This is a genomic window from Accumulibacter sp. (genome assembly GCF_029255125.1).
In the GTDB taxonomy this organism is placed as follows: Bacteria; Pseudomonadota; Gammaproteobacteria; order Burkholderiales; family Rhodocyclaceae; genus Accumulibacter.
In genome coordinates this window covers 125,339-148,218 of record NZ_JAPUVR010000100.1, presented here as the reverse complement: position 1 = coordinate 148,218, position 22,880 = coordinate 125,339, and the positions used below count along the sequence as shown (strand labels likewise).

Annotated in this window: 17 protein-coding genes; 8 read left to right on the top strand and 9 right to left on the bottom strand. The window is 63.0% G+C overall.

Going from position 1 to position 22,880, the window contains the following annotated elements; translation table 11 throughout:
• Window positions 1-143: 143 nt before the first annotated feature.
• A complete protein-coding gene (locus tag Q1L59_RS09080; protein ID WP_300331157.1) occupies window positions 144-491 on the bottom strand; it encodes a hypothetical protein in 348 nt (115 codons plus the stop codon).
• A complete protein-coding gene (purB, locus tag Q1L59_RS09075; protein WP_300331154.1) occupies window positions 491-1,858 on the bottom strand; it encodes an adenylosuccinate lyase in 1,368 nt (455 codons plus the stop codon). The genes Q1L59_RS09080 and purB overlap by 1 nt, the downstream gene beginning before the upstream one ends.
• Before the next feature lie 147 nt (window positions 1,859-2,005).
• Between purB and Q1L59_RS09070 the strand changes: the two genes are divergently transcribed.
• Entirely contained in the window at window positions 2,006-2,614 is a 609-nt protein-coding gene (locus Q1L59_RS09070; RefSeq protein ID WP_300331151.1) for a glutathione S-transferase, read from the top strand.
• A gap of 51 nt (window positions 2,615-2,665) precedes the next feature.
• On the opposite strand, the gene Q1L59_RS09065 is transcribed toward Q1L59_RS09070, so the two are convergent.
• The 7 genes from Q1L59_RS09065 to Q1L59_RS16750 form a co-directional block, all read right to left on the bottom strand.
• Complete coding sequence (locus Q1L59_RS09065; RefSeq protein ID WP_300331148.1) at window positions 2,666-3,712, bottom strand: M14 family metallopeptidase; 1,047 nt, start codon at window positions 3,710-3,712, stop codon at window positions 2,666-2,668.
• A 14-nt stretch (window positions 3,713-3,726) separates the two neighbouring features.
• On the bottom strand, window positions 3,727-5,148 hold the full coding sequence (locus Q1L59_RS09060; protein ID WP_300331145.1) for a glutamate-cysteine ligase family protein: 1,422 nt from the start codon (window positions 5,146-5,148) through the stop codon (window positions 3,727-3,729).
• A 169-nt stretch (window positions 5,149-5,317) separates the two neighbouring features.
• The gene (locus Q1L59_RS09055) at window positions 5,318-7,339 is read right to left on the bottom strand and encodes a CHASE2 and HATPase_c domain-containing protein (RefSeq protein ID WP_300331142.1); all 2,022 of its coding nucleotides are present in this window, start codon (window positions 7,337-7,339) and stop codon (window positions 5,318-5,320) included.
• A gap of 232 nt (window positions 7,340-7,571) precedes the next feature.
• Window positions 7,572-8,267 (bottom strand): response regulator transcription factor, encoded by a 696-nt coding sequence (locus tag Q1L59_RS09050; protein ID WP_300331139.1) that lies wholly within the window; start codon window positions 8,265-8,267, stop codon window positions 7,572-7,574.
• Window positions 8,268-8,407: 140 nt separating this feature from the next.
• Complete coding sequence (locus tag Q1L59_RS09045; protein ID WP_300331136.1) at window positions 8,408-9,202, bottom strand: arginyltransferase; 795 nt, start codon at window positions 9,200-9,202, stop codon at window positions 8,408-8,410.
• Window positions 9,189-9,914, bottom strand: coding sequence for a leucyl/phenylalanyl-tRNA--protein transferase (gene aat / locus Q1L59_RS09040; RefSeq protein ID WP_300331133.1), 726 nt, complete (start codon window positions 9,912-9,914; stop codon window positions 9,189-9,191). The genes Q1L59_RS09045 and aat overlap by 14 nt, the downstream gene beginning before the upstream one ends.
• A gap of 582 nt (window positions 9,915-10,496) precedes the next feature.
• Window positions 10,497-11,303, bottom strand: coding sequence for a C40 family peptidase (locus Q1L59_RS16750; protein WP_366145642.1), 807 nt, complete (start codon window positions 11,301-11,303; stop codon window positions 10,497-10,499).
• Between Q1L59_RS16750 and Q1L59_RS09030 the strand changes: the two genes are divergently transcribed.
• The 7 genes from Q1L59_RS09030 to Q1L59_RS09000 all read left to right on the top strand — a co-directional run bounded on the left by Q1L59_RS09030 (window position 11,304) and on the right by Q1L59_RS09000 (window position 22,842).
• Window positions 11,304-12,299, top strand: coding sequence for an oxidoreductase (locus tag Q1L59_RS09030; protein ID WP_300331130.1), 996 nt, complete (start codon window positions 11,304-11,306; stop codon window positions 12,297-12,299).
• A gap of 33 nt (window positions 12,300-12,332) precedes the next feature.
• On the top strand, window positions 12,333-13,472 hold the full coding sequence (locus Q1L59_RS09025) for a diguanylate cyclase (RefSeq protein ID WP_300331127.1): 1,140 nt from the start codon (window positions 12,333-12,335) through the stop codon (window positions 13,470-13,472).
• 43 nt (window positions 13,473-13,515) lie between these two features.
• The gene (locus Q1L59_RS09020; protein ID WP_300331125.1) at window positions 13,516-15,417 is read left to right on the top strand and encodes a propionate--CoA ligase; all 1,902 of its coding nucleotides are present in this window, start codon (window positions 13,516-13,518) and stop codon (window positions 15,415-15,417) included.
• 272 nt (window positions 15,418-15,689) lie between these two features.
• On the top strand, window positions 15,690-17,723 hold the full coding sequence (locus tag Q1L59_RS09015) for a TonB-dependent receptor (protein ID WP_300331123.1): 2,034 nt from the start codon (window positions 15,690-15,692) through the stop codon (window positions 17,721-17,723).
• Window positions 17,724-17,735: 12 nt separating this feature from the next.
• Entirely contained in the window at window positions 17,736-18,293 is a 558-nt protein-coding gene (locus tag Q1L59_RS09010; protein ID WP_300331120.1) for a YfiR family protein, read from the top strand.
• Between the two features lie 2 nt (window positions 18,294-18,295).
• Window positions 18,296-20,704: a response regulator gene (locus Q1L59_RS09005; protein WP_300331118.1), complete on the top strand. Its 2,409-nt coding sequence runs from the start codon at window positions 18,296-18,298 to the stop codon at window positions 20,702-20,704.
• On the top strand, window positions 20,701-22,842 hold the full coding sequence (locus tag Q1L59_RS09000) for an EAL domain-containing protein (protein ID WP_300331115.1): 2,142 nt from the start codon (window positions 20,701-20,703) through the stop codon (window positions 22,840-22,842). The genes Q1L59_RS09005 and Q1L59_RS09000 overlap by 4 nt, the downstream gene beginning before the upstream one ends.
• Window positions 22,843-22,880: the final 38 nt, after the last annotated feature.

The following is a 22,880-nucleotide window of genomic DNA, read 5'->3' as shown; positions in this document are numbered from 1 at the left end:
CATACAACCAAACTGCCGATTGGTTCCATCGAGTCCAGCCGGCAGTCAGCGACTCCAGTCCATCTGACGACGCGTCTCGGCAAGCGGTGTCACCCGGCAACAACCGTTCTCCACCTGCTCCCGGGCGACGCGATGGCTGGAGTTTAGTCGGCTCGGCTACGCAGCGCGCCGACGATAATGCCGATCACCGCAGCAGCGGCCATGATGGAAAGTACCGGACCCCAGGTGGCCTGCTGCGGACCAACGATCGGTGACCAGACGGCAACCGCCAGGCCGCCACCCAGCAAGCCGATGACGCCACCAATGAACGCTCCGCGTTTCGCTGCGCCACGCCGACCATCGTCACCGTGACAGTGTGGACAGTGCGCGGCGCCGCGCGCGACCGGCTGCTCACAAGCCGGGCAAACTACTGCTTCCAACACCGCGTCACGGTTTACCGGGTCGCCGCTGGCGGTCGACTTGTCGGCTGCCGACTCCTCTCCCGCTGCCATCAGATGCGCCGCGCCAGCTCCGCAGCCAGACCCGTGTAAGCCGACGGAGTCAGCGCCAGGAGTTCTGCCTTGGCCGGCTCTGGAATCTCCAGAGATGCGACAAAAAGCTGCATCTCATCTCGCGTCACACGCCTACCGCGCGTTAGATCCTTCAGTTTTTCGTAGGGATTTGCCACACCATAGCGGCGCATGACGGTCTGTACCGGCTCGGCGAGCAGCTCCCAGTTGGCTTCTAGATCGGCCTGCAAGCGTTCGGGATCGGCTTCCAGCTTATGCAGGCCACGCAGCAGCGAGTCATAGGCGAGCAGCGTATAGCCCAGCGCTACCCCCATGTTGCGCAGGACGGTCGAATCGCTCAGGTCACGCTGCCAACGCGAAACCGGCAGTTTGTCCGCCAAGTGGCGCAGCAAGGCGTTAGCCAGGCCCAGATTACCTTCCGAGTTCTCGAAATCGATTGGGTTGACCTTATGCGGCATCGTCGAGGAGCCGATCTCGCCAGCGCGCAGCTTCTGTCGGAAGAAACCGAGCGAGATATAGCCCCAGACATCGCGGTCCAGATCCAGGAGAACCAGATTGGCGCGCGCAAAGGCATCAAACAGCTCGGCCATCGTGTCGTGCGGCTCGATCTGTATCGTATAGGGGTTGAACTCGAGGCCAAGCGATTCGACGAAACGGCGCGAGAACCCTTCCCAGTCGTAGTCCGGGTAAGCGGCCAGATGCGCGTTGTAATTGCCGACCGCACCATTCATCTTGCCGCGCAACCTGACCTGGGCGATGGCCTGACGCGCCCGGTCGAGGCGATAGGCGACGTTCGCCATCTCCTTGCCGACCGTCGTCGGTGTTGCCGGCTGCCCGTGTGTGCGCGACATCATCGGCAAATCGGCGAAGTCGTGTGCCAGTTCGCGCAGGCGAGTGAGCAGGCGGTCGATCATCGGGAGCAGCGTATCGGCGCGCGCCGCCTGCAGCATCAAGGCGTGCGCCAGATTGTTGATATCCTCCGAAGTACAGGCGAAGTGGATGAACTCGGCCACCCGCATGACTTCCGGGTTGCCTGACAGGCGCTGCCTGATCCAGTACTCGAGCGCCTTGACATCGTGCTTGGTAACCTCTTCGATCGCCTTCACCTGACCCGCGTCGTCAGGTGAAAACCCGTCGACCAGAGCGTCGAGCTCCGCCGTCGTGGCGGGCGAAAACTCCGGGATCTCGACAAAATGCGGCTCCCGAGCGAGCGCCTTCAACCACCCGATTTCGACCTGCAGACGTCGCCGGATTAGCCCGTACTCCGAAAATAGGGGACGCAGTGTGTCGAGTTTTTCCGCGTAGCGGCCGTCGAGCGGTGACAGTGAGGTAAGCGTGGTAAGGGTCATGCGGATCGCTCGCGTGCTGGAAGTGAGGCAGATCGGGAAGCAGCGTGCCGGGATTGGCACCCTATTCTACCGCGCCCAGCCGGCAGCCGTCGCTCATTCTGGCGGCGATGCTATAATTGTTTGACTGATTTCACGCGCGGGATGCAGATGAAGCTTATCGGATCATTGACCAGTCCTTACGTCCGCAAGGCCCGTGTTGTCCTGGCCGAGAAGAAGATCGACTACGATTTCGAGCTTGATTCGCCCTGGGTGACCGGTAACAGCGTGGCCAGCACCAACCCGCTAGGCAAGATTCCGGTCCTCGTCCTCGATGACAACACGGTTCTCTTCGACTCGCGCGTGATTGTCGAGTACCTGGACAATGTTGCGCCCAACAACAAACTGATGCCCGGACCGAACCGCGAGCGCAGCGAAGTCAAGCGATGGGAGGCGCTCGCGGACGGCGTTTGCGATGCTGCCGCGCTCATCTTTCTCGAACGCAAGCGACCTGACGAGCAGCAGTCGACCGAATGGATCATGCGCCAGGAAGAAAAGATTCTGCGCAGCCTCGAATTCATGTCCGAAGAACTCGGCGAAAACGCGTGGTGCATGGGAACGCACTTTTCACTCGCCGACGTGACCGTCGGCTGCGCGCTGGGCTACCTGCTGTTCCGTTTTCCGCAGATCGATTGGCAGGAAGCACACCCAAATCTGGCACGCCTGTACGACAAGCTGATGCGCCGCGCGGCTTTCCTGGAAACGGTTCCGCACGCCTGATCCAGACGTCCCCTTTCGTCTCGTCGGCCGGCCAGCCCATCGGCGAGCGCTTCAGGCGCTCGCGCAGAGTGCTCCGGCAGCCGCAGCCGAATGATGCGGCAAGGCCAGCCGTTCCATCAGATAGCACAGACAATCCTGCCGGATCGCCCGTGCGTCTAGGGTCAGCATGGCCGGCGTTGCCGCGCGCAGCAGCCTGATCCTCCCGTCGCGTGTGGAAAAGAACGCATCGCTGACATCTCGTCCACTTTCATCACGTACCTCGAGCGGCTGCTGCAAGCGCGAGCGACCGAAAGCCTTCCCCGCCGTCAAGGGGCGAAAATTCATGTGATCCAGTTGCGGATGAAGACTCACCTCGGCCGCCAGGTCACCGAAGGCGAACGATACGCCCGCCGGCACGCGGACCGTCGCTACGGTATGGTAGAGGTCGATGTCATGCTCAGGTACCGCGTGCGACGGAAATTGTGCGAGATGCAGACAGGCATCAAGGAAACGCGCGGCATGCTCTTCGCTGGCCGGCGCCCCGGGTTTGCCGCACTCGACGGTGAGTGCCGGGCAATGTGCGGCAAAGGCCGACGTCTGCGAACCGGGCAGACCACGAAACCAGACGACGGTGCGCGAGAAAAGCAAAGCAAGGTGGAGAACCGAATGTTCCAGTCGGTTGACGACGCTGTAGTAGGGATTGATTCCCGAATTGTTGTGCACGTCGATGCTGGCGAAGACCTTGCGCGCCAGCATGATTCGCCACACCTCCCTCATCGCCGCGTGTTCAGGTGAGCTGCCGTGCTGGTCGGTTCCCGGCCAAGTGCGATTGTAGTCGGGCTGGGTGTCAAGCCGGCGCAAGCCCATGCGCGCCGCAGCCACATTGCCAACCAGGATCGACAGTGCGCGCGGCAGCGGACGCTGGGCATGCGCGCGCAACAGGCTCTGCAGAGCAACGACGCCGCTGTCTTCATTGCCGTGCAGCAATACCGACACGAACAGGGGCTGCGCACGCCGCCCGGGAAGATGAATCAGCGTCGGACCAGGCAGGATACGGTGCAGTTCGCGTGCAGGCGTGTCGAGAAAATTAGCCGGCAGCGTTTCCAGTACGGTAAGCATGCAAATCGGGAAGCTTAGATTGGCCACTCATGCACGGGCACGATGCGGCTTTGATGAGCGAGGTAGTCGGCGGTCAGCCGGAGGAAATCATGGTATTTTGCGTAATGCGCGAGTTGCCAGGCGGCACCGTTGCGCCCGCTGCGCAGGCGTCCGTCAATTACACCCAGGTAGCGGCGGCGGTCCTCGACGGCAAGCTCCAGTTCGGCCAATCCTTGGCGCGCCAGCGGCAGCAGTTCGCGTGCCAGCAGTTCGCCAGCCATGATTCGGCGGCCGCCCAGCCAGGTTAGTTCTGCGCCCAGACCACTGCGCGCTGCGCAATAGAAGTTGGCCCGTGCGGCGGTAAACGGGAGTTCCCGTTCCGGCGCTACGGCCCGTCGAGTCAGGCTGTGCACGGCACCGTAGTAGAACGCCGCGTTGGCGATCATATCGACAATGCTGGGTCCGGCAGGCATCACTCGTTGCTCAACGCGCAAGTGCGGTCGGCCGTTGTCGTCGAAGCCGACCAGCAGGCGATTCCAGCGCCAGATCGTTCCATTGTGCAGACGGAGATGAGCACACGACGCGATCTCTCCGGGCATTTCGAACGGCAGCAGGACGGCATAGGAGGAAAGATTCTCGGCGAAAAGTTCGGTCGGATCGGCACCCAGATAGCCGGAACCAAAGGTCACGCGCATGTACTCGGGGTGGCCTGGATCACAACAATCAACGGCTTGCTCGAACAGCGGAATACGCGTCTCCTGCCAAAGCGCGCGACCGAACAGGAAAGGGGAGTTGGCGCTGAGTGCAACCAGCGGCGCGGCAAGAATCAGCGAAGCGTTGTAGGTGCGCGCCGCATCGCACGCCGGCGTCTGCAGGTGCGCCTGGAAAGATGTCGTTGCCGCCTCGAGCATCACATCGGTGTGTGTTGTAGCAAGTCGGTCAGCACCTTCAATGCTCAGCGTCAGCGGCCGACCACCGCGCAAGCGCAAAATCTGGTCGTTGAGCATGGCGTAGCGTCGGCTGGGCGACATGTTGGCCAGCGAGAGATCGGTATCGCGCAAGGTCGGCAGGATGCCGATCGCGATCAACGATCCTTGCTCTTCCGCCGCCACCCGCTGGCACTGCTGCCAGGTCGCGGTCAGCTCGCTTTCCAGCCGGGAGAGCGCGCTGCCCTGTAGCTGCTGTGGGGTGGCGTTGATCTCGACATTGAAGCGCGACAGTTCAGGGACAACCAAGGGACTGTTCAGGCGGGCAAGAAACGAGACGTTGCGTGCCGCCGGCAAACAGCCACGATCAACGAGGCAGGCCTCCAATTCGAAACCCGCCACCCGTTGTGCGTCGGCAAAAAGCCCGTGGTCATAGGCAGTGCGGGCATACTGCGTCTCCGCAGCCAGCCGTTGCCCGAATCGGGCGAAGTCCTCGCGGGTGACGCTCTGCGTGCCAATCTCCGTTCCCATCGGCCATCCCCCCAAGTCCGCCATCCCACCGCCAACGCGAAGTCGGGATCGGCTATCGGAAGCGCGCCCATACGCGGCCCCGGCTGATCGCGGAAAAACTGGACTAGCGCACTCGGCCGGCAGGCACCTGACCGCAGCGAACGCGCCGCACGAGCTTAACACCGCCAGCTTACGAGAGAAAGGAGCGATTTCCGCTCTCACGCTGCCGCCGCCGCAGTTCCCCCACGCCCGCTGATTCGCCCTGCCCCGCCTCGATTGCCGGAAGGCTGACCCAGAACCGGAGCTTACCCGAGCGGCACTCGACGCCCGCTTGGCCGCCGTGCCTTTCGGCGACCTTGCGGACAAAGTACAGGCCCAGGCCCATGCTGGATGCCGATCTAGCTTCACCGATGCCCGAGCTGAACTGTTGGAACAGGCGCTCAACCTGCTCTGCCGACAACGGCGGCCCTTCGTTCTCGACCCAGAAACGGACGCCATCTTCCCAGCGTGTATCGAGGCCGATGGCGACCGGCGTGGCCGGCGGAGCGTAATTGAGCGCGTTGTCCAGGAGATTGATCGCACAGCGCTCGATCGACTCGAAGTCACCACGAATCCAGACCGCTTCGTCGGGCAGGCAGCGCACGAGTTCGCTTCTGCGGCGCTCGGCGAGCAGGTGCACCTCGTCGAGTGCCTGATCGAGCAGACCGGTCAGTTCGATTTCCCTCATCCGACGGCGGTCGAGCGCTTCGGCCCGAGCCAGCCAGAGAAAGGCCTGCGCCATCGCCAGCGCCCGCCGCAAAGGCGGCAGCAAACGCTGTGGGTCACACTCCGTTTCGCTTTCGAGCTGGCAGACGACGCTTGCCAACGGTGCGCGCAGATCATGCGAAATGAAAGCCAGCGCCTCGTTGCGCTGCGCCTCGAGATCGCGCATGGCCTTCTTGGCAGCGAGCACCCAGGCAATCCGCTGCTCGAAGCTGAGACCACCCATCTTTGTCAAGGAGGCCGTTCCCGACCGCCGATCCGGAAAGATCGCCTGCAGTTCGCGCAGTTCCTCGTCGAAATGACGTCGTACGGCTTCCAGGCGGCGCCAGCTCCACAGGGGAAAGGCGAGGACACCAGCGATCAACGCGCCGCTCGGCGCAAACCAGATCTGGGTCAGACCCGGCAACAGACCGCAAACTGCGCTCAAGAACAGAATCCAGGCGACACTCGCCAGCAAGCCTGGCAGCGGCATCACGCGCGGCAACCAGAGCAAGGGGACAGCCGCCAGGAGCACCGTGCACAGCAAGTCAGCGGGCAACGGCAGGTCGTCGATCATGCGCCCGTCGCGCATCGACAAGACAAGATTGGCCTGTACCTCGACCCCCGACATCGGCTGCCCAGGCGGCGAAACCGGCGTCATCACGGCGTCGCCGAGGCCGACGGCAGTCGCCCCGACGAGAACAATGCGACCGGTGAAGGTGCCTGGCGGCAGATCGGCATCGAACGCCGAGGCGTAGGATATCTGCGGCACGGCACGTGGCGGTCCGGAGAAAAACAGGCGCTGGGTCGACTCGCGCACGATGCCATCGCCACTCACCGGCCACGCCTTCAGCGATACGCGGCTCGCATCTACGGCGGGCAGCTTCCGCGCCACACGCAACAACTCGCTCGCCATCAGAGGCCAGGCGGGGGCACCGACGCCTTCGCGCAGGTCGACCGACCGCGCGACACCATCGGCATCCAGGCGAAGACCGATCCGCCCGATCCCGGCGGCTGCGGCGAACAACTCGCGAATCGGCGGCGATTCGAGCACGTGCCCACCAGATCCTGAGAACTCGATGACCAAGGGCAAGACGACGTTGCCGCAAGCCGCCATGGCCTCGGCGAGCAAAGCGTCAGCATGCGGATCGTTGCTCTGCTCGCTGAATGCAACGTTGAAACCGACTGCCGCCGGCTTGTCCGCACAGAGCTTGCTGAGCAGGCGCGCGTGCCAGGTACGCGTCCAGGGCCAGCGACCAAAGCGATCGAGACTCTCCTTGTCGACCGCGACAATCATCACGTCAGCCGGCATCGGACGCCAATTCAGGCGCTGGCCGGTGTCGAAGATCAGATGGTCGATCCGGACGAGCAGACCGCTCAGACTCGTCGCCAGGGCAATCACGACAAGCAGCAAGGCGACCCGCAACAGCTCAGCGCTAAGCCAGCGGGCGCGGCGATTCGGTCGAGACATTCGTAAGGGCAGCCTCTGCGGACGGTAGGGAGCTTTCGGTAGAATCCTTGTCTAGCCGATCAACAGCACCGGCAAACGGCGCAGGCAGTTCTCTGTGTGCGGCCTGTCAAACCTGTTCAGACTGGCGTCCGACTGCGCTGGACGCACTCCCAGACTGGCCGACCCGCCGGCCCCCCGCTGGGCAGCGAGGACACGCCCCGACGGCATGCGGAAAGCGTGCCAGGCGAATACATCAGCCGGGGCTCCGAGCGCGTTCAAGACGGTAGCCATAGCCGTAGATCGAGGTCAACCGCCAGCCGAATTTTGGGATCAGCCCGAGTTTCCGTCGCAGGGCGCTGACATGCACATCGACGGTTCGCGTATCGATGTCCGGCGTCAGCGACCAGACGACCTGGATCAAGTGTTCGCGACTCAAGGCACGTCCAACGTTCTTGAACAAGTACAACGCCAGATCCGTTTCTCGGTCGGTCAGCGAAACCAGTTCATCTTCCAGGGCGATCAGACGTCGGCCGTAGTCCACCGTGAGGCGGCCGAAATCGCGCTGCACCGCTGCTCCCGCGCCGCTCCGACGACGGGTGACGGCCTCCAGCCTTGCCAACAGCAAGGGGCGCGAGAGCGGTTTGACGATGTAGTCGTCGGCACCAGCGGCGAGAACGCCGACGACATCCTCCTCGCTGTCACGCCCGGTGGTGAACACGACCGGTGGCATTGCCTGGCGCAGCTTGATTTGCAAGCGCGCCAGGACATCGATGCCAGACAGATCGGGCACCAGCCAATCGAACAGGCAGGCGTCGAACCGTCTGCTCTCAACCGCCTGGGCACAACGAACGCCGCTGCTGAACCACTCGACTTCGTAGCCGGCCGCGTGCAGCCAATCGGTTACAGTTCCCGCAAGACTCGCTTCGTCTTCAAGGTATGCAATTCTCATGGCAAACGACTGACCGACAGCGGAGCGTAGGAGAGGTGAACAGCAGGCGAAGGAAGATGCGGCATCACTTCTACATTGTACCCGACGGAAGGCATCGCTACACCTGACTGAGGAGCAATGGCCGAATGCTTTCGGCACACTCAGGCGCGCCGGATTGCCGTTGTCGAGCCGAACGCAGAATCCACCGGTGAAGACGCATTCGCCGAGCCTTGAAACGGGTGCCAGTGGTCGCCAAACAAGCCTTCGAGCGGCCTGAAACTCGCCTTGTAAGCCATTTTTTGGCTGTCGCGAATCCAATAACCCAGGTAAAGATAGGGCAAATGATTGGCAACGCACTGCGCAACCTGCCAGACGATGCTATAGGTTCCCAGACTGGCTGGCTGCAGGTCCGGATCGTAGAAGGTGTAGACCGACGACAGCCCATCGCTCAGCACATCAAGGATGCTCACCATGCGCAAAACGCCGTGCGCGGAAAACTCGATCAGCCGGGTATCGACACGGCTTTGCAGGAGGAATTGCGTGTACTGCTCGCGCCCGTCCTGGTCCATGCCACCACCGGCATGGCGTGCCGCCTGGTAACGCAGGTACAGTGAATAGTGGTCATCGCGAAAGCGCAAGGGAAGCTCGCGTACCAGCAAGTCGGAATGCATCCGGATGCTGCGCCGCTGACTGCGGTTCGCATGAAACTGATCGACCGGCACGCGCACCGGTATGCATGCCTGACAGGCGTCGCACTGCGGCCGGTAGGTAAACACGCCGCTACGCCGGAAGCCCTTGCGAACGAGTTCGCCATAGACCTCGGCGTTGATCAGGTGACTGGGCGTAGCGACTAGCGACCGGGCCCGCCGGGCCGACAGATAGCTACAGGCGTACGGCGACGTCGAATAGAACTGAAGCAGCGAGAAGGGCAATTCGGAATCGTCAGGTAAGGCCATGCGCCTCTATCCACGGCTGGCCAGCCGCATCGCTCGGCCAACGGCCGGGCTGCCAATTGGCTGCCACGAGCGTTCGCAAACGGTCCAAGAAAGCCGCGCGCGGAATCACGCGTGCGCCGAGCGACGCCAGGTGCGGGGTGCTCATCTGACAATCGATCATGCCAAAGCCCTCTTCCTCCAGGAAGCGCGCGAGATGCGCGGCAGCGATCTTCGAAGCATCGCTGACATGGGAAAACATTGATTCGCCGAAGAACATCCGCCCAATGGCCAATCCGTAGAGGCCGCCGACCAGTTCGTCGTCACGCCAGGTTTCGACCGAATGGGCAATGCCGAGTTCGAACAGCCGGTAATAGGCCCGCTGCATCTCGCGGGTGATCCAGGTGCCCGTCTGACCCACACGCGGCGTCTGTGCACACGCCCGAACAACCGCCGCGAAGCTGCTGTCCAGGCGTACCTCGCAACGCGCGCTACGCAGGCTGCGACGCAAGGAGCGGGAGACGCGGAACTCGCCGGGAATGAGTACCATGCGTGGATCGGGGCTCCACCAGAGAATCGGTTCGCCAGGCGAATACCACGGGAAGATTCCCTGCCGATAAGCCTGCAGCAGACGCTGCGGCGAAAGGTCGCCACCCGCGCAGAGCAGCCCATTTGGCTCGGTCAGCGCCTCCGCCACCGGCGGAAACGGCTCATCGTCGGCCAGCCAACCGATCATTGCTCGGCCGATCGTACGATGGGCTGAGTGATCCACCCCCGCTCACCGCTCGCGGCGGGCAAACGCAGGCGGTGCCGTTCACTGACCGATCGCAACTGTTCGTCGGCGCTATCCTTACTCAAGCAGGGGTGTGCGCCGTCCGGCCGGCGACGCCGATCCGACACGCTCAAATTCGACGGCGATGTGCAATCCATGGCGAGACACCTCGCAAGCCAGTTTGTAGTGCGTATCGGCAGATCCCGATCATGGCCGGATCACCATCCGTCGGCCGCCAGCCCGAACTGACGCAATAGATGGCAACGGCCCTGGGGAACAACGCAACGATGGTCAATTATAATTGAGCCGCAAGCACTGCTCGACGACGCCAGCGCTCGTCCGCAAATGTCGGCAGGCGGGCGCAGCACGCTGCAGGAGCCGACGAACCTGCACGCGGCCGGCTCGGTTCGCGCGCTCTGTCCCGCCTGGCCTGCTGCTCGCGGGCAACCGAACGCGGCACGGATCAGCAACAATCGCAATGAGACGCATTCCCAACTGCGCCAAAAAAGAAACGACGCACAGCGTCGTTTCAGGGCACTACCGCATTCACCGCGCGAGCAATCGGCGCGCGCCGTTATAGCGCTGTATCCAGTAGTTCTGCCGCATGTCTTCGATACGAACCTCGGCGCCGGTGCGCGGCGCATGCATGAACCTGTTGTCGCCGAGGTAAATGCCAACGTGCGAAAAGGCGTGCCGCATGGTGTTGAAGAAGACGAGATCGCCGGCCTTCAGTTCGTGTCGGTCAATGACCGTTCCGACTTCGCTTTGCTCGCGCGCCGTGCGCGGGAGCAAGATGCCAATCGCTTCCTTGAAAACGAGTTGCACGAAACCGCTGCAATCAAGACCTGTATCGGGATTCGTGCCACCGAAACGGTAATTGATGCCAATCAGCTCAAAACCCTTGAGAATCAGATCCTGTGCACTGTTGGTGTAGCGTTCGAACAGCGAGAGTTCGTCGGCGGCCTTAGCCTGTTCGCTAGCGTGGACATGGCCGGCCCCTGAGGAAAACAACAGGGCGGCAGCAAAAAGGGAGGGAAGTAGAGGTATCTTGGGCATAAGGACGCAATTTATGTGAAATATTTCACGTTGTAAACCCCCCGTGAGCACTCGCTGGCGTGCCACGCCGAGCGCACCCGAGCCCATCAAACGAAGCCAAAAATCAAGCAAAACATGAGGCTGCTGCGCCCACGCAAGCGCCGCAACGGACTTCTGGAAGTGAGCTGGCGGCGGCCATCCGCGCTCAACGCAACGATTTTTGTGTTTATAATCCGCCACCGTGGCTAACGCGGGAAATGCTTGACTCGTCGAAGCAGCGATTGATTCCTCGGATTCCTCTTCATGCAGGGAGTGCACATGGGCCCATTCAAGGCTTATCTGATTGACGAAAAAGAAGGTCAGACACGTGGCGCTTTCGTCGAAATGGACGAAGGCGGCCTCGACCAAGGCGAAGTGACGGTCAAGGTTGCCTACTCCAGCGTCAACTACAAGGACGCTCTGGCGGCCACCGGCGCTGGCCGAATCATCCGCCGCTTCCCCTGTATCGGCGGCATCGACCTGGCGGGAACAGTCACCACAAGCAGCGACACGCGTTTCCAACCCGGCGATCAAGTCATCGCGACGAGCTTCGACATCGGTGTCGCCCACCATGGCGGCTACGCGGAGTATGCTCGCGTACCGGCTGCCTGGGTCGTCCCCTTGCCCGCCGGTCTGTCGCTGTTCGAGGCGATGGCCCTGGGAACGGCTGGCTTTACTGCCGCGCTGGGCATCGTGCGTATGGAGGAAAATGGCCTTCATCCGCGCAATGGCCCAGTGGTCGTCAGCGGTGCCAGCGGCGGCGTCGGCAGTCTGGCGGTCGACATGCTGGCCAAGCTCGGTTATCAGGTGACCGCGCTGACTGGCAAGGAGAATGAAACCGACTATCTGCGCAGTCTCGGCGCCAGCGAAGTCATGCTGCGCTCGGCCCTCGATCTTGCGCGCGTGCGACCGCTTGATCGTGCGCTCTGGGCAGGCGCTGTAGACAACCTCGGTGGCGACGTGCTGGCCTGGATGATCAGCACGATGCGGCAGGGAGGAACGATCGCCAGCATCGGCCTCGCCGCCAGCGCGTCGCTGAAGACAACGGTCATGCCCTTCATCCTGCGCGGCGCCGCCCTGCTTGGCATTGATTCGGGTTACATCGGCGAGCCCTATCGCAGCGGCATCTGGCAGCGCCTGGCCAGCGACCTGCGGCCACAGCACCTGGCGTCAATGACCCGCCGCCTGGCGTTCGACGAGTTGCCCGACTGTTTCGAGGACTTTCTGGCGGGTCGGGCACACGGGCGCGTCGTCGTCGAGATTGCTGGCGCGTGAACGACGCACGGACGCGACAGACAACAAGCCACGATGGAGAACCCCAACCTGGCGCTGCGCGTTCTGATCGTCGACCAGTCGCGCATGGTCCGCGCCAAGCTGATCAAGCTCATTAGCAAGCACTACGGCTTCCGCGAGGAAGCGGACGGCGAAGCAGGCTGGCAGGCTCTAGTCCTCGACCACTCCATCCACTTGGTGATCTGCTCGCTTTCCCTGCCGATTCTCGACGGCGAGGGCTTGCTGGCACGGGTTCGCTCGTCGAAGCTTGCACGCCTGCGGCGGATGCCGGTGCTCATCATTGCCGGTGACAACACCGAGGCGATGGACCGTGCCCGCGTACTCGGCGCGTCCGATTTCATCAACCGGGGAGTCAGCAGCAATGAACTGCTGACCCGCATCGAGACACTGCTGCGCCTCGCCGCACAACAAAGCGAAGCGAGCGACGAAACGGCGCAAGGGCGGCAGCATCCGAATACCGGCTTGCCCGGCCGCCGGCAGATCGAGACAGATACCGGACGTAGCGTAGCGCAAGCGCTGCGCAAGGAAACTCCGGTCAGCATCATGATTCTTGGCTTCGACCGTGTCGACCGGCTGCGCGACGAGTACGGCGAGGAGGTGGCGCGCGAATTCCAGCGACGCCTGGCCAGCATGCTGGCCAAGAAGGTGCGCCGCGAGGATAGCCTCGGCCACTACACCGACGACGACCTCGTCGTCGTCTCGCCAGGGACGCCGTATCCGGCCAGCGAGATATTTGCCCGGCGCCTGTGCGAGGCTTTCACCGTGGCAAACATCACGGTCCACGGCCAGCGCGTCGATCTGACGATCAGCATCGGCGTCGCCAACACACCGGTCGACCGGCAGAACACGGCCACTGCCCTGCTCGCGCTGGCTGCGCAGCGCCTGAAGGCAGCCCGCCTCGCCGGCGGCAACCGGGTCGTCGCCTGTTTCGAACAAGTGCAGCAACCGACCGCACCGGCGATCGGTCATGCGATCAACCTGATCAGGGCCGGGCGTGAAACGGAGGTCATCCCGCACCTCGCAGCGCTTGGCCAGGAAGTACTCCCTTTGCTCGAGCTTCTGGCAAGGGAGCTGAAGCTGGGTCTGCCTCTGGCAGATCTTCAACAAAGAATGCTTGACCGCGCGCGGAAAGTCGAAGACACGCGGCAAGCGTAGTTTCCACGGGTGCAGGTGGGTCATTTTTGCGAGAGGGAGTCTCATGACGACAGTCAAAGAGTTTCACAAGAGGTCAATCGAAAATCCGGACGCCTTCTGGGGTGAAGAAGCCAAGCGCATCGACTGGCACAAGCCGTTCAGCCAGGTTCTCGATTTTTCCCGGCCGCCGTTCGCCAAGTGGTTCGTCGGCGGCGAAACCAACATCTGCTACAACGCCATCGACCGCCACGCGGCGAAGCGGCCGAACGACCGTGCCTTGGTTTTCATTTCGACCGAAACCGATCAGGAAGTCGTCTATTCCTTCGCCGAACTGAAAACCGAAGTCATTCGCATGGCGGCAATCATGCAAAGCCTGGGCGTCGGCAAAGGAGACCGCGTCCTCATCTACATGCCGATGATTGCCGAAGCCTTGTTTGCCATGCTCGCGTGCACGCGGATCGGCGCGATCCATTCCGTCGTGTTCGGCGGCTTCGCTTCCGGGTCGCTGGCCACGCGGATCGACGACGCAACGCCGAAACTCGTCGTCTCCTCCGACGCCGGCATGCGCGGCGGCAAGGCTGTCCCGTACAAGGATCTGCTCGACGAAGCGATCTCGCTGGCCGTCCATAAGCCGGGCAAAGTCTTGATGGTCGATCGCGGGCTCGACAAGGGCTTCAACAAGGTCGCCGGGCGTGACGTCGATTACGCCACGCTGCGCGCGCAGTTCATGGACGCCGATGTTCCGATCACCTGGCTTGAGTCCTCGGAACCGTCCTACATCCTGTACACCTCGGGCACGACCGGCAAGCCGAAGGGCGTTCAGCGCGACACTGGTGGCTACGCCGTGGCGCTCGCCTCCTCGATCAAGCACATCTACTGCGGCGAGGAAGGCGAAACCTATTTTGCCACTTCGGACATCGGCTGGGTGGTCGGCCACTCGTACATCGTCTACGGGCCATTGATCGCCGGAATGTGCACCATCATGTACGAAGGCACGCCCCTGCGCCCGGACCCCGGCATCTGGTGGCAGATCGTCGAGAAGTACAAGGTCAATGTCATGTTCTCGGCGCCAACCGCGGCGCGCGTACTGAAGAAGGCCGACCCGGCGTACATGCACAAGTACGACCTGTCGAGCCTCAAGCACCTCTTCCTGGCCGGCGAACCACTCGACCAGCCGACGCACGAATGGATCATGGGCGAGCTCCAACTGCCGGTGATCGACAACTACTGGCAAACCGAAACCGGCTGGCCAATTCTCTCTGCGATGCCCGGCGTCGAAAAGACCGAAATCCGCTTCGGCACACCGAGCTTCCCGGTGTACGGCTACAACCTCAAGATCTTCCGCGAAGACGGAACGATTTGCGAAGCTGATGAGAAGGGCATCGTCGGTATCCTCCCGCCGCTGCCGCCCGGCTGTCTGTCGACTGTCTGGGGTGACGACGCACGCTTCGTTTCGACCTACTTCTCGCTCTTCCGCGAGCCTCAGGTCTATTCGTCGTTCGACTGGGGAATCAAGGACAAGGACGGCTATCACTATATTCTCGGGCGCACCGACGACGTGATCAACGTGGCGGGTCACCGTCTGGGCACGCGCGAGATCGAGGAAGCCATCCAGGGCCATGCGGCGATTGCCGAAGTCGCCGTCGTTGGTGTCGCGGATCAGTTGAAAGGCCAGATGCCAATGGCCTTTGCCGTCGTCAAGAATCCCGACAGCATTGCGACGCCCGAGCTCGCGTCAGCGCTCGAGAAGGCCGTCATGCGCCAGGTTGACGACACGCTTGGCGCAATCGCCCGACCGAGCCGCGTGCACTTCCTGACCGTCTTGCCGAAGACTCGCTCGGGCAAGTTGCTGCGCCGCTCGATCCAGGCGCTGGCCGAAGGACGCGATCCAGGCGATCTGACAACGATCGAGGATCCGAAGGCGCTCGAGCAACTGCAACGTGCTCTCGCCGGCGGCAAGGCCTGACCGACGACTTGCCGGCCGCGCTCACGCGGCCGGCTGCGTCACGCCGCGCTTGCCGTGCCGCAAACCCTGGCGACCGTTTCCTACCGACCGCCGCGCGGCCAGGACCACCGCTGCTCGCTAAAGTTTCTCCTTCAGCGGCCGATGATCCACCATCGGCCGGCTTGTTCGAGTACTCATCCTGCTTCGCCAGATGGACTGCTCGCTGGGTGGCCGCACTGCCATTCCACCCATGTTTCCGGCCGAGCGACCAGGCCTAGGGGAGAGCGAACAAGATGAATACGCACGGTCCTTCATTCGTCAGCTCACTGACATTTGCTGCCGCCCTCGCGTGCACGGGCCTGCAAGCGGCCGAGCCGCCCGAGGCGGCCGACATCAGTCTGGAAGACCTGTTGACCGTCGAAGTGACCAGTGCAGCACGCAAGGCGCAGCGCATCAACGATGTCGCGGCCGCCGTCTTCGTCGTCAGTCGCGAGGATATTGAGCGCTCGGGAGCGACCAGCATTCCCGAAGTCCTGCGCATGGTGCCTGGCGTCGAAGTGGCGCGTCTGGCCAACAACCGCTGGGCAGTCAGCGTCCGTGGCTTCAACAACCGCTTCGCCAACAAGCTGCTGGTCCTGATGGACGGACGCAGCATCTATTCGCCAATTTTCTCGGGCGTTCTATGGGAGAACGAAGACACTCTGCTGGAAGACATCGACCGTATCGAGGTCATCCGCGGACCCGGGGCGGCGATGTGGGGGGCCAATGCAGTCAACGGTGTCATCAACATCATTACCCGCCGCGCGCGCGACACGCAGGGGAACCTCCTGGTTGCCGGTGCCGGCAGCGAGGAACGTGCGCTGGCCGGCTTTCGTCATGGCGGACAAGCGGGCGGCGGGCACTACCGCGTCTGGGCAAAAGGGTTCACACGCGACGAAGCAGTGACCACCGACGGCAAGTCCGGCAACGACTACTGGCGATCGGGGCGCGCCGGTTTTCGCGCGGACTGGAGCATGGCCGCCGGTCACCGCCTGACGGTCAGTGGGCAGGCCTACAGCAGCTACACCGGCGACCGTTTCAACAGACCCGATGTAGCCTCTCCCACTGGCATGACGGTAAACAACCTGGAACAGACGGGCAAAGGCGCCCACCTGCTCGGGCGTAACGAATGGACACTCGCCGGCGGTTCCGAAATGGCGCTGCAGGGCTACGTCGATCATACCAACATCGAACTTGCCGGGACGTTCAAGGAAGTGCGCACGACGATCGACCTCGACTTCCAGCACCGCCTGCTGCTCGCGCCAAACCACGACGTGATCTGGGGCGTCGGCTATCGCCGGTCGAGCGACCGCACGACCAGCGGCTCGCTCATTTCCGTGACGCCGCGCACAGGGGCGTTCACGCTGGCCAGCGCCTTCATCCATGACGACATCACGCTGATCCCCGACACCCTGCGCCTGATGCTCGGCGTTCGCCTGGAGAAGAGCAGCTTCACCAACATCGAGCCCATGCCCAACGCCCGGCTCATGTGGACACCTAGCGAGAACCAGTCCATCTGGATGTCGCTGTCACGTGCCGTGCGGACGCCATCGCGCGCCGAACTCGACGCGCAGGTCGACCTTGGTGTGCTGCCCGGCGGTGCGCCAGGAAACCCAACCCCCTTGGCGATTCTCACCCGCAACGTCCCCGACGACCACAAGCTGAAGGTCGAGAAGGTCACTGCCTACGAGCTTGGCTACCGCCAGCAGATGACTCCCACGCTGTCCGCCGACATTGCTGCTTTTCATAACGAATACATGGATTTACGATCTGTCGCGCTGGGCTCGCAACGGCTCGTCGCCGGACGGCCGCCATACCTCGTGCAAGAGATCGTGCCCAACAACAGCGTCGAGGCCTACACCCGCGGCATCGAGCTGGCGCTCGACTGGAACCCACTCTCATGGTGGCGAATCCAGCCCAGCTACAGTTACCTTTCGCTGCACGCCCGCTCAACAACCGGCGATCCCTCGTCGGCCCAGAGCGTGACGCGGATCAACCAGAGTGACCCGCAGCATCAGTTGTCGCTGCGCTCGGCCATGTCGTTCTCCGACCGGCACAACTTCGATCTTTGGCTACGGCACGTCAGCAAGCTGGGCAACGATGTCATCGCAGCCTATACCAGCCTCGATCTGCGCTACGCTTGGCGACCGAGGCGCGACTTCGAGCTCTCGCTTGTCGGGCAGAACCTGCTCGACCGGCGTCATCCCGAGTTTGTTCCCGACCTCCTGCCCTCGCAGGCATGCGACATCGAGCGCGCCTTCTACGTAAAGGCCAAGTGGCTGTTCTGAGGAAGGAATGACGTGACCCGCCATGGCCACCGAACGCTCCTTGTGCTGGCTGCCGGTGTACTCTTGTTGCTAGGCAGCGCGCGGGCACAACCGACGCTCACCGAGTCGCAGGCCAAAGCGGCGTTCGTCCTCAATTTTGCGCGCTACGTCGAGTGGCCGGAGCGCGCTTTTCCCGCGCGCGAGACTCCTTTGTCGATCTGCCTGCTCGGCCGCGACCCGGTTGGCAACGCTTTGCTGGCGCTTGAGGGCCGACAGGTACATAACCGTGTGGTCACTGTTCGGCGTCTGGCCAACGCGGACGAAGCGCGCACCTGCCATGTTCTTTTCCTCGCCGAGTCGGAGGAGAGGCGACTGGTGCATGCGTTACGCGGTCTGATCGGCTTGCCCGTCCTGACCGTCGGCGACACCGACGGTTTTATCGACAATGGTGGCGCCATCGGCCTGGTTCAGGGCGAGGGTCGGCTACAGTTCGAAGTCAATCGCCACGTACTCGACCAGGCCCAGCTCAAAGCGAGTTCAAACCTGCTCAAGCTGGCGCGCAACCTGTCCGACTTGAAAGGGAGAAACTAGCCATGCGCTTTCGCGACCTGCCGCTGAAAGGCAAGCTGATGCTGATCATCGGCCTGACGGTCGGGGCCGGCCTGCTGATCAGCACCTTGCTGGTCGTCGTCTCCGAGGTCGACGACAACCGGGAAGCTGAAGTGGCAAAACTCAGCGGCATGGCTGAGCTGCTGGCGGCCAGCACAAGCTCGGCGATTGCCTTCGACGACGCGGCAACCGCACGCGAAGCACTCTCCGGCCTGCGCGTTCGCCCCGAGGTCATCGCCGCGTCAATTGCCCTGCCCGGCGGCCGCGTGTTTGCACACTACCCGGCCGACAAGCCGCCGATCGTCGCCGCCCAGAGTGGCGCCAGCCTACCGTCGGTCAAAGGCTCGTACTGGGATACGCTACTCAAGGTCGACTACCCAATCCGCCAGGGTAGCGAGATCATCGGCACGCTGAGCATCGAGTCCGACTTGAAACCGATGTGGAGCGACATCATGCATCGCATGCTGGTCGTCCTCTGCGGAGCGCTGATCGCCTTCGGCGCCGCCCTCATCCTTGCCGCGCGCCTGCAGAAATCCGTGTCGACCCCGATCATCGGGCTGACCACGGTCATGCGCCAGATTGCCGCCGACCGCGACTACTCACGCCGCGTACCGGTTGAACAGCACGACGAGATCGGCGAACTGATCGCCGGTTTCAACGCCATGCTGCACGAAGTGCAGGTGCGTAACGACGAACTGCACGAGCACCGGGCAACCCTCGAGCAGCAGGTCGAGCAACGTACCGCCCAGTTGCGCCTGGCGAAAGAGCAGGCGGAAAGTGCAAATATCGCCAAATCGCGCTTCCTGGCCAACATGAGCCATGAGATACGGACGCCGATGAACGGCGTGATCGGCATGGCCGATCTGCTCCTCGACACCGAGTTATCGGACGTGCAAAGGCGGTACACGGACACCCTGCGCGTTTCGGCGGAATCTCTGCTCCATCTGCTGAACAATGTCCTCGACCTGTCGAAGATCGAATCGGGCCGGCTCGATGTCGAGCATGTGCCGTTCAGTCCGACGCAGCTCGTCGAAGAGGTCGTCCAGCCGTTCATTGAAATGGCCTCGACCAAGGGCGTCCTGCTCAGTCACCGGATCGGAAACGGTGTGCCGGAAGCCGTCCTCGGCGACCCCTTCCGGGTCAAACAAATCATCAGCAATCTGCTCAGCAACGCGGTGAAGTTTACCGAACGGGGTTCGATTACGCTGACGCTCACCTGCGAATGTGCGGCTGAGCCCAGGCGGGACGCGCCAGGCGGCCGGCGGCTGGACTGCGAGTTGTGTTACGCGGTGACCGACACCGGCGTCGGCATCTCGCGTGAAGCTGGCGAACGGCTGTTTGCGCCCTTCGCCCAGGCTGACAACTCGACGACGCGCCGCTTCGGAGGAACCGGATTGGGCCTGGTGATCATCCGCGAGCTGGCACACCGTATGGACGGCGATGTCGGGTTCGAGAGCGAAGAGGGACGCGGGTCTACGTTCTGGTTCCGCCAGCGCGTGCAGCGGCACGCCGCAGCGCTGCCGGTACGCACGCATGCGGCGCCCACTGGGCGACGCCTGAACGGTCGCGTGCTGCTGGTTGAAGACAACGAGATCAATCGGGAAATCGCTGGTGCGGTACTCGCTACGCTCGGCTGCCAAGTCGATTTCGCACACGACGGCGCGCAGGCCGTTGTCGCCGCGCGCGCCTCTGCCTACGACATCATCCTGATGGACTGCCAGATGCCGGTAATGGACGGTTTCGAGGCCAGCCGGCGCATCCGGGCGGAGGAGAAGGAAGCAGCACGCCCCGCGGTACCGATCATCGCGTTGACCGCGAATGCTTTAGCGGGCGACCGTGAGCAGTGCCTGGCCGCCGGAATGACCGATTACCTGGCAAAGCCGATCAACCGTGCGCAATTGACCGCGGCGCTCGAACGGAACCTGGCGGAACGAAGCGAGGAGGGGGCCGGCGAGACCAAGGATGGCTCGTCACCCGGCGCAGCGACGACGGCTGCCGCACACGGTGAGCGGCGCGCCTCGCTGGTCTTCGATCCAAGCATCGTCCAGTCGCTGCCGATGGTCGCCGACGGCAGCAAACCCGAGTTCGCCGACCGCGTCCTCGACCTCTTCGTGCAAAACGCTGGCCAACTGCTGGCCGACATCGAGCACGCAAGCAGCCGCAAGGATACCGCCACACTGCAACGTTCAGCACACACGCTCAAGTCGTCGAGCGCAACAGTCGGAGCGCTAGCGCTGTCGGAGAAGGCGAAACAGCTCGAGGCACTGCTGCGCGCCGACCAGCAGCCGAGCAGCGAGTGGCCATCGCTGCTGCAGGAAACCTACGCCCAGTTCGCCGCCGCACTGGCACGACACCGGGCAGCCGCCGCGGAAGCGAAAGGGACGATCCAGTGAACAGCCACCCTGAAGGCGGCCGCCTGCTGCTGGTTGACGACGATCTGATGATTCGCATGCTCGCTGCCGAGTCCTTGCGGCACGCGGGTTTCGACGTGCGCGAGGCCGATTGCGGGGAGGAAGCCTTGCGCCTGTTCAACGAGGAAGATTTCGACCTGATGCTGCTCGACGTGATGATGCCCGGAATTGACGGCTATCAGGTCTGCGAGCGAATCCGCCAGCATGCCAAAGGAACCTGGCTGCCCATCCTGATGCTCACCGGTTTGAATGACACCGACTCGATCGAACGAGCCTACGCCTCGGGCGCGACGGACTTTGTCACCAAACCGATCAATTGGCTCTTGCTGACCCATCGCGTGCGCTATGGCCTGCGCTCGAGCCGCGCCGTTGAAGGCGTCACGCGCAGCCAACGCAGCCTGGCGCAGGCGCAACGGCTGGCAAGAATCGGCAGTTGGGAGTGGTCGGTACGAGACTCGCGTTTCACCTGCTCCGACGAACTGCAGCGCATGTTCGGCGGCAACGAACTTGCCGCCTGCCGCAGCCCGGCGGTTTTCCTTGGTCGCGTCCAGGCAAACGACCGGGCAGCCGTGGAGGGGGCACGACGCACCCTGCTCGACGAGGGAACAGCCTACCAGGTGACTTACGGCATGCAGCGTTTCGACGGCAGCGTGATCGAGGTGTTCGAGGAGGCGGTTGCCGTAGCGGACAGCAGTGGCCGGATCGTCAAGATCGAAGGCTTCACCCAGGATATCACCGAGCGCGTCGAAGCCCAGCGGCGGATCCAACACCTTGCCCTGCACGATGCGCTCACCGGTCTGGCCAACCGGCAGTTCTTTTCAGAAATGGTTTCAGTCGAATTGCAACGCGCGCGGCGTACCGGGAGCACCTGCGCCATTCTCCATCTCGACATCGATCACTTCAAGAGCGTCAACGATGCGCTTGGCGATGCAACCGGCGACCGCCTGCTTTGCGCTTTGGCCGAGCGCCTGCACACCTCGGTGCGCGCGGCCGATCTGTTGGCACTGAGTCCGCCGATGCGCGCCGCAGAGATGGTCGCCCGCATCGACGGCGACGCCTTTACCGTACTCGTGCTTGAAGTGCGCCTGGCCAGCCACGCAGCCATGATCGCTGATCGCCTGCTGCACGCGGTCGCCCTGCCCTTCCTCCTCGACGGTCGCGAAATCGTCCTCACGGCGAGCATCGGAATCTCGGTCTTCCCACGTGATGGCGAAACGGTCGAGGCTTTGTGGCGCCATGCTGAGCAGGCGATGTATGCAGCGAAGGCGGCAGGCCCGTCGACCTATCGGTTTTTCGACGAGGACATGAACACCGCGGCAAGCGCCAAGCTGCAACTGGAGAGTGAACTTCGGCGCGGAATATCGAGCGGCGAGTTGCGGCTCCATTTCCAACCCAAGATCGACACGCGCAGTGGTCGCATGGTCGGTGCCGAAGCGCTTGTCCGCTGGCAACATCCACAGCGCGGATTGCTCGCACCCGGGCAGTTCATCCCGCTGGCCGAGGAGTCGGGACTGATCGTCGGGCTGGGCGAGTGGGTAGCCAGAGCCACCGCCGAACAATTGCGGCAATGGGCGGACGCGGGACTGGAACCGGTGCGCGTTTCGATCAATCTGGCCAGCCCAAGCTTCCAGCAGGATGACATTGCCGAGAAGCTGTATGGCATGGTGCAGGCCGTCAGCGTACACCCCGGGCAAATCGTCGTCGAACTCACCGAATCGCTGCTGATGACCAATGCTGAACGGACAATCGCGGTACTCTGCGCCTTGCGCGACAAGGGTTTCGGTCTGTCGCTCGACGATTTCGGCACGGGCTACTCTTCGCTCGGCTACCTGAAGCGCTTTCCGATCGACGAGCTGAAGATTGACCGCTCGTTCGTGACCGACGTGACCAACGGCGGCAAGGACGCAGCCATCGCCATGTCGATCATCGAACTCGGCAACCAGTTTGGCATGCGGGTCGTCGCCGAAGGCGTCGAAACCCGAGAGCAGGCCGCCTTCCTGCTCAGTCATCGCTGTCCGATCCAGCAGGGCTTCCTCTTTTCGCGCCCGTTGCCGGCCAATGAATTTGCTGCGCTGCTGGCGCAGACGGACCACATCTTTCAGCCCGCCTTGCTGCCGTAGATGACGAGCAAACTCCAGCCGCGTATCTCGTCAGACAC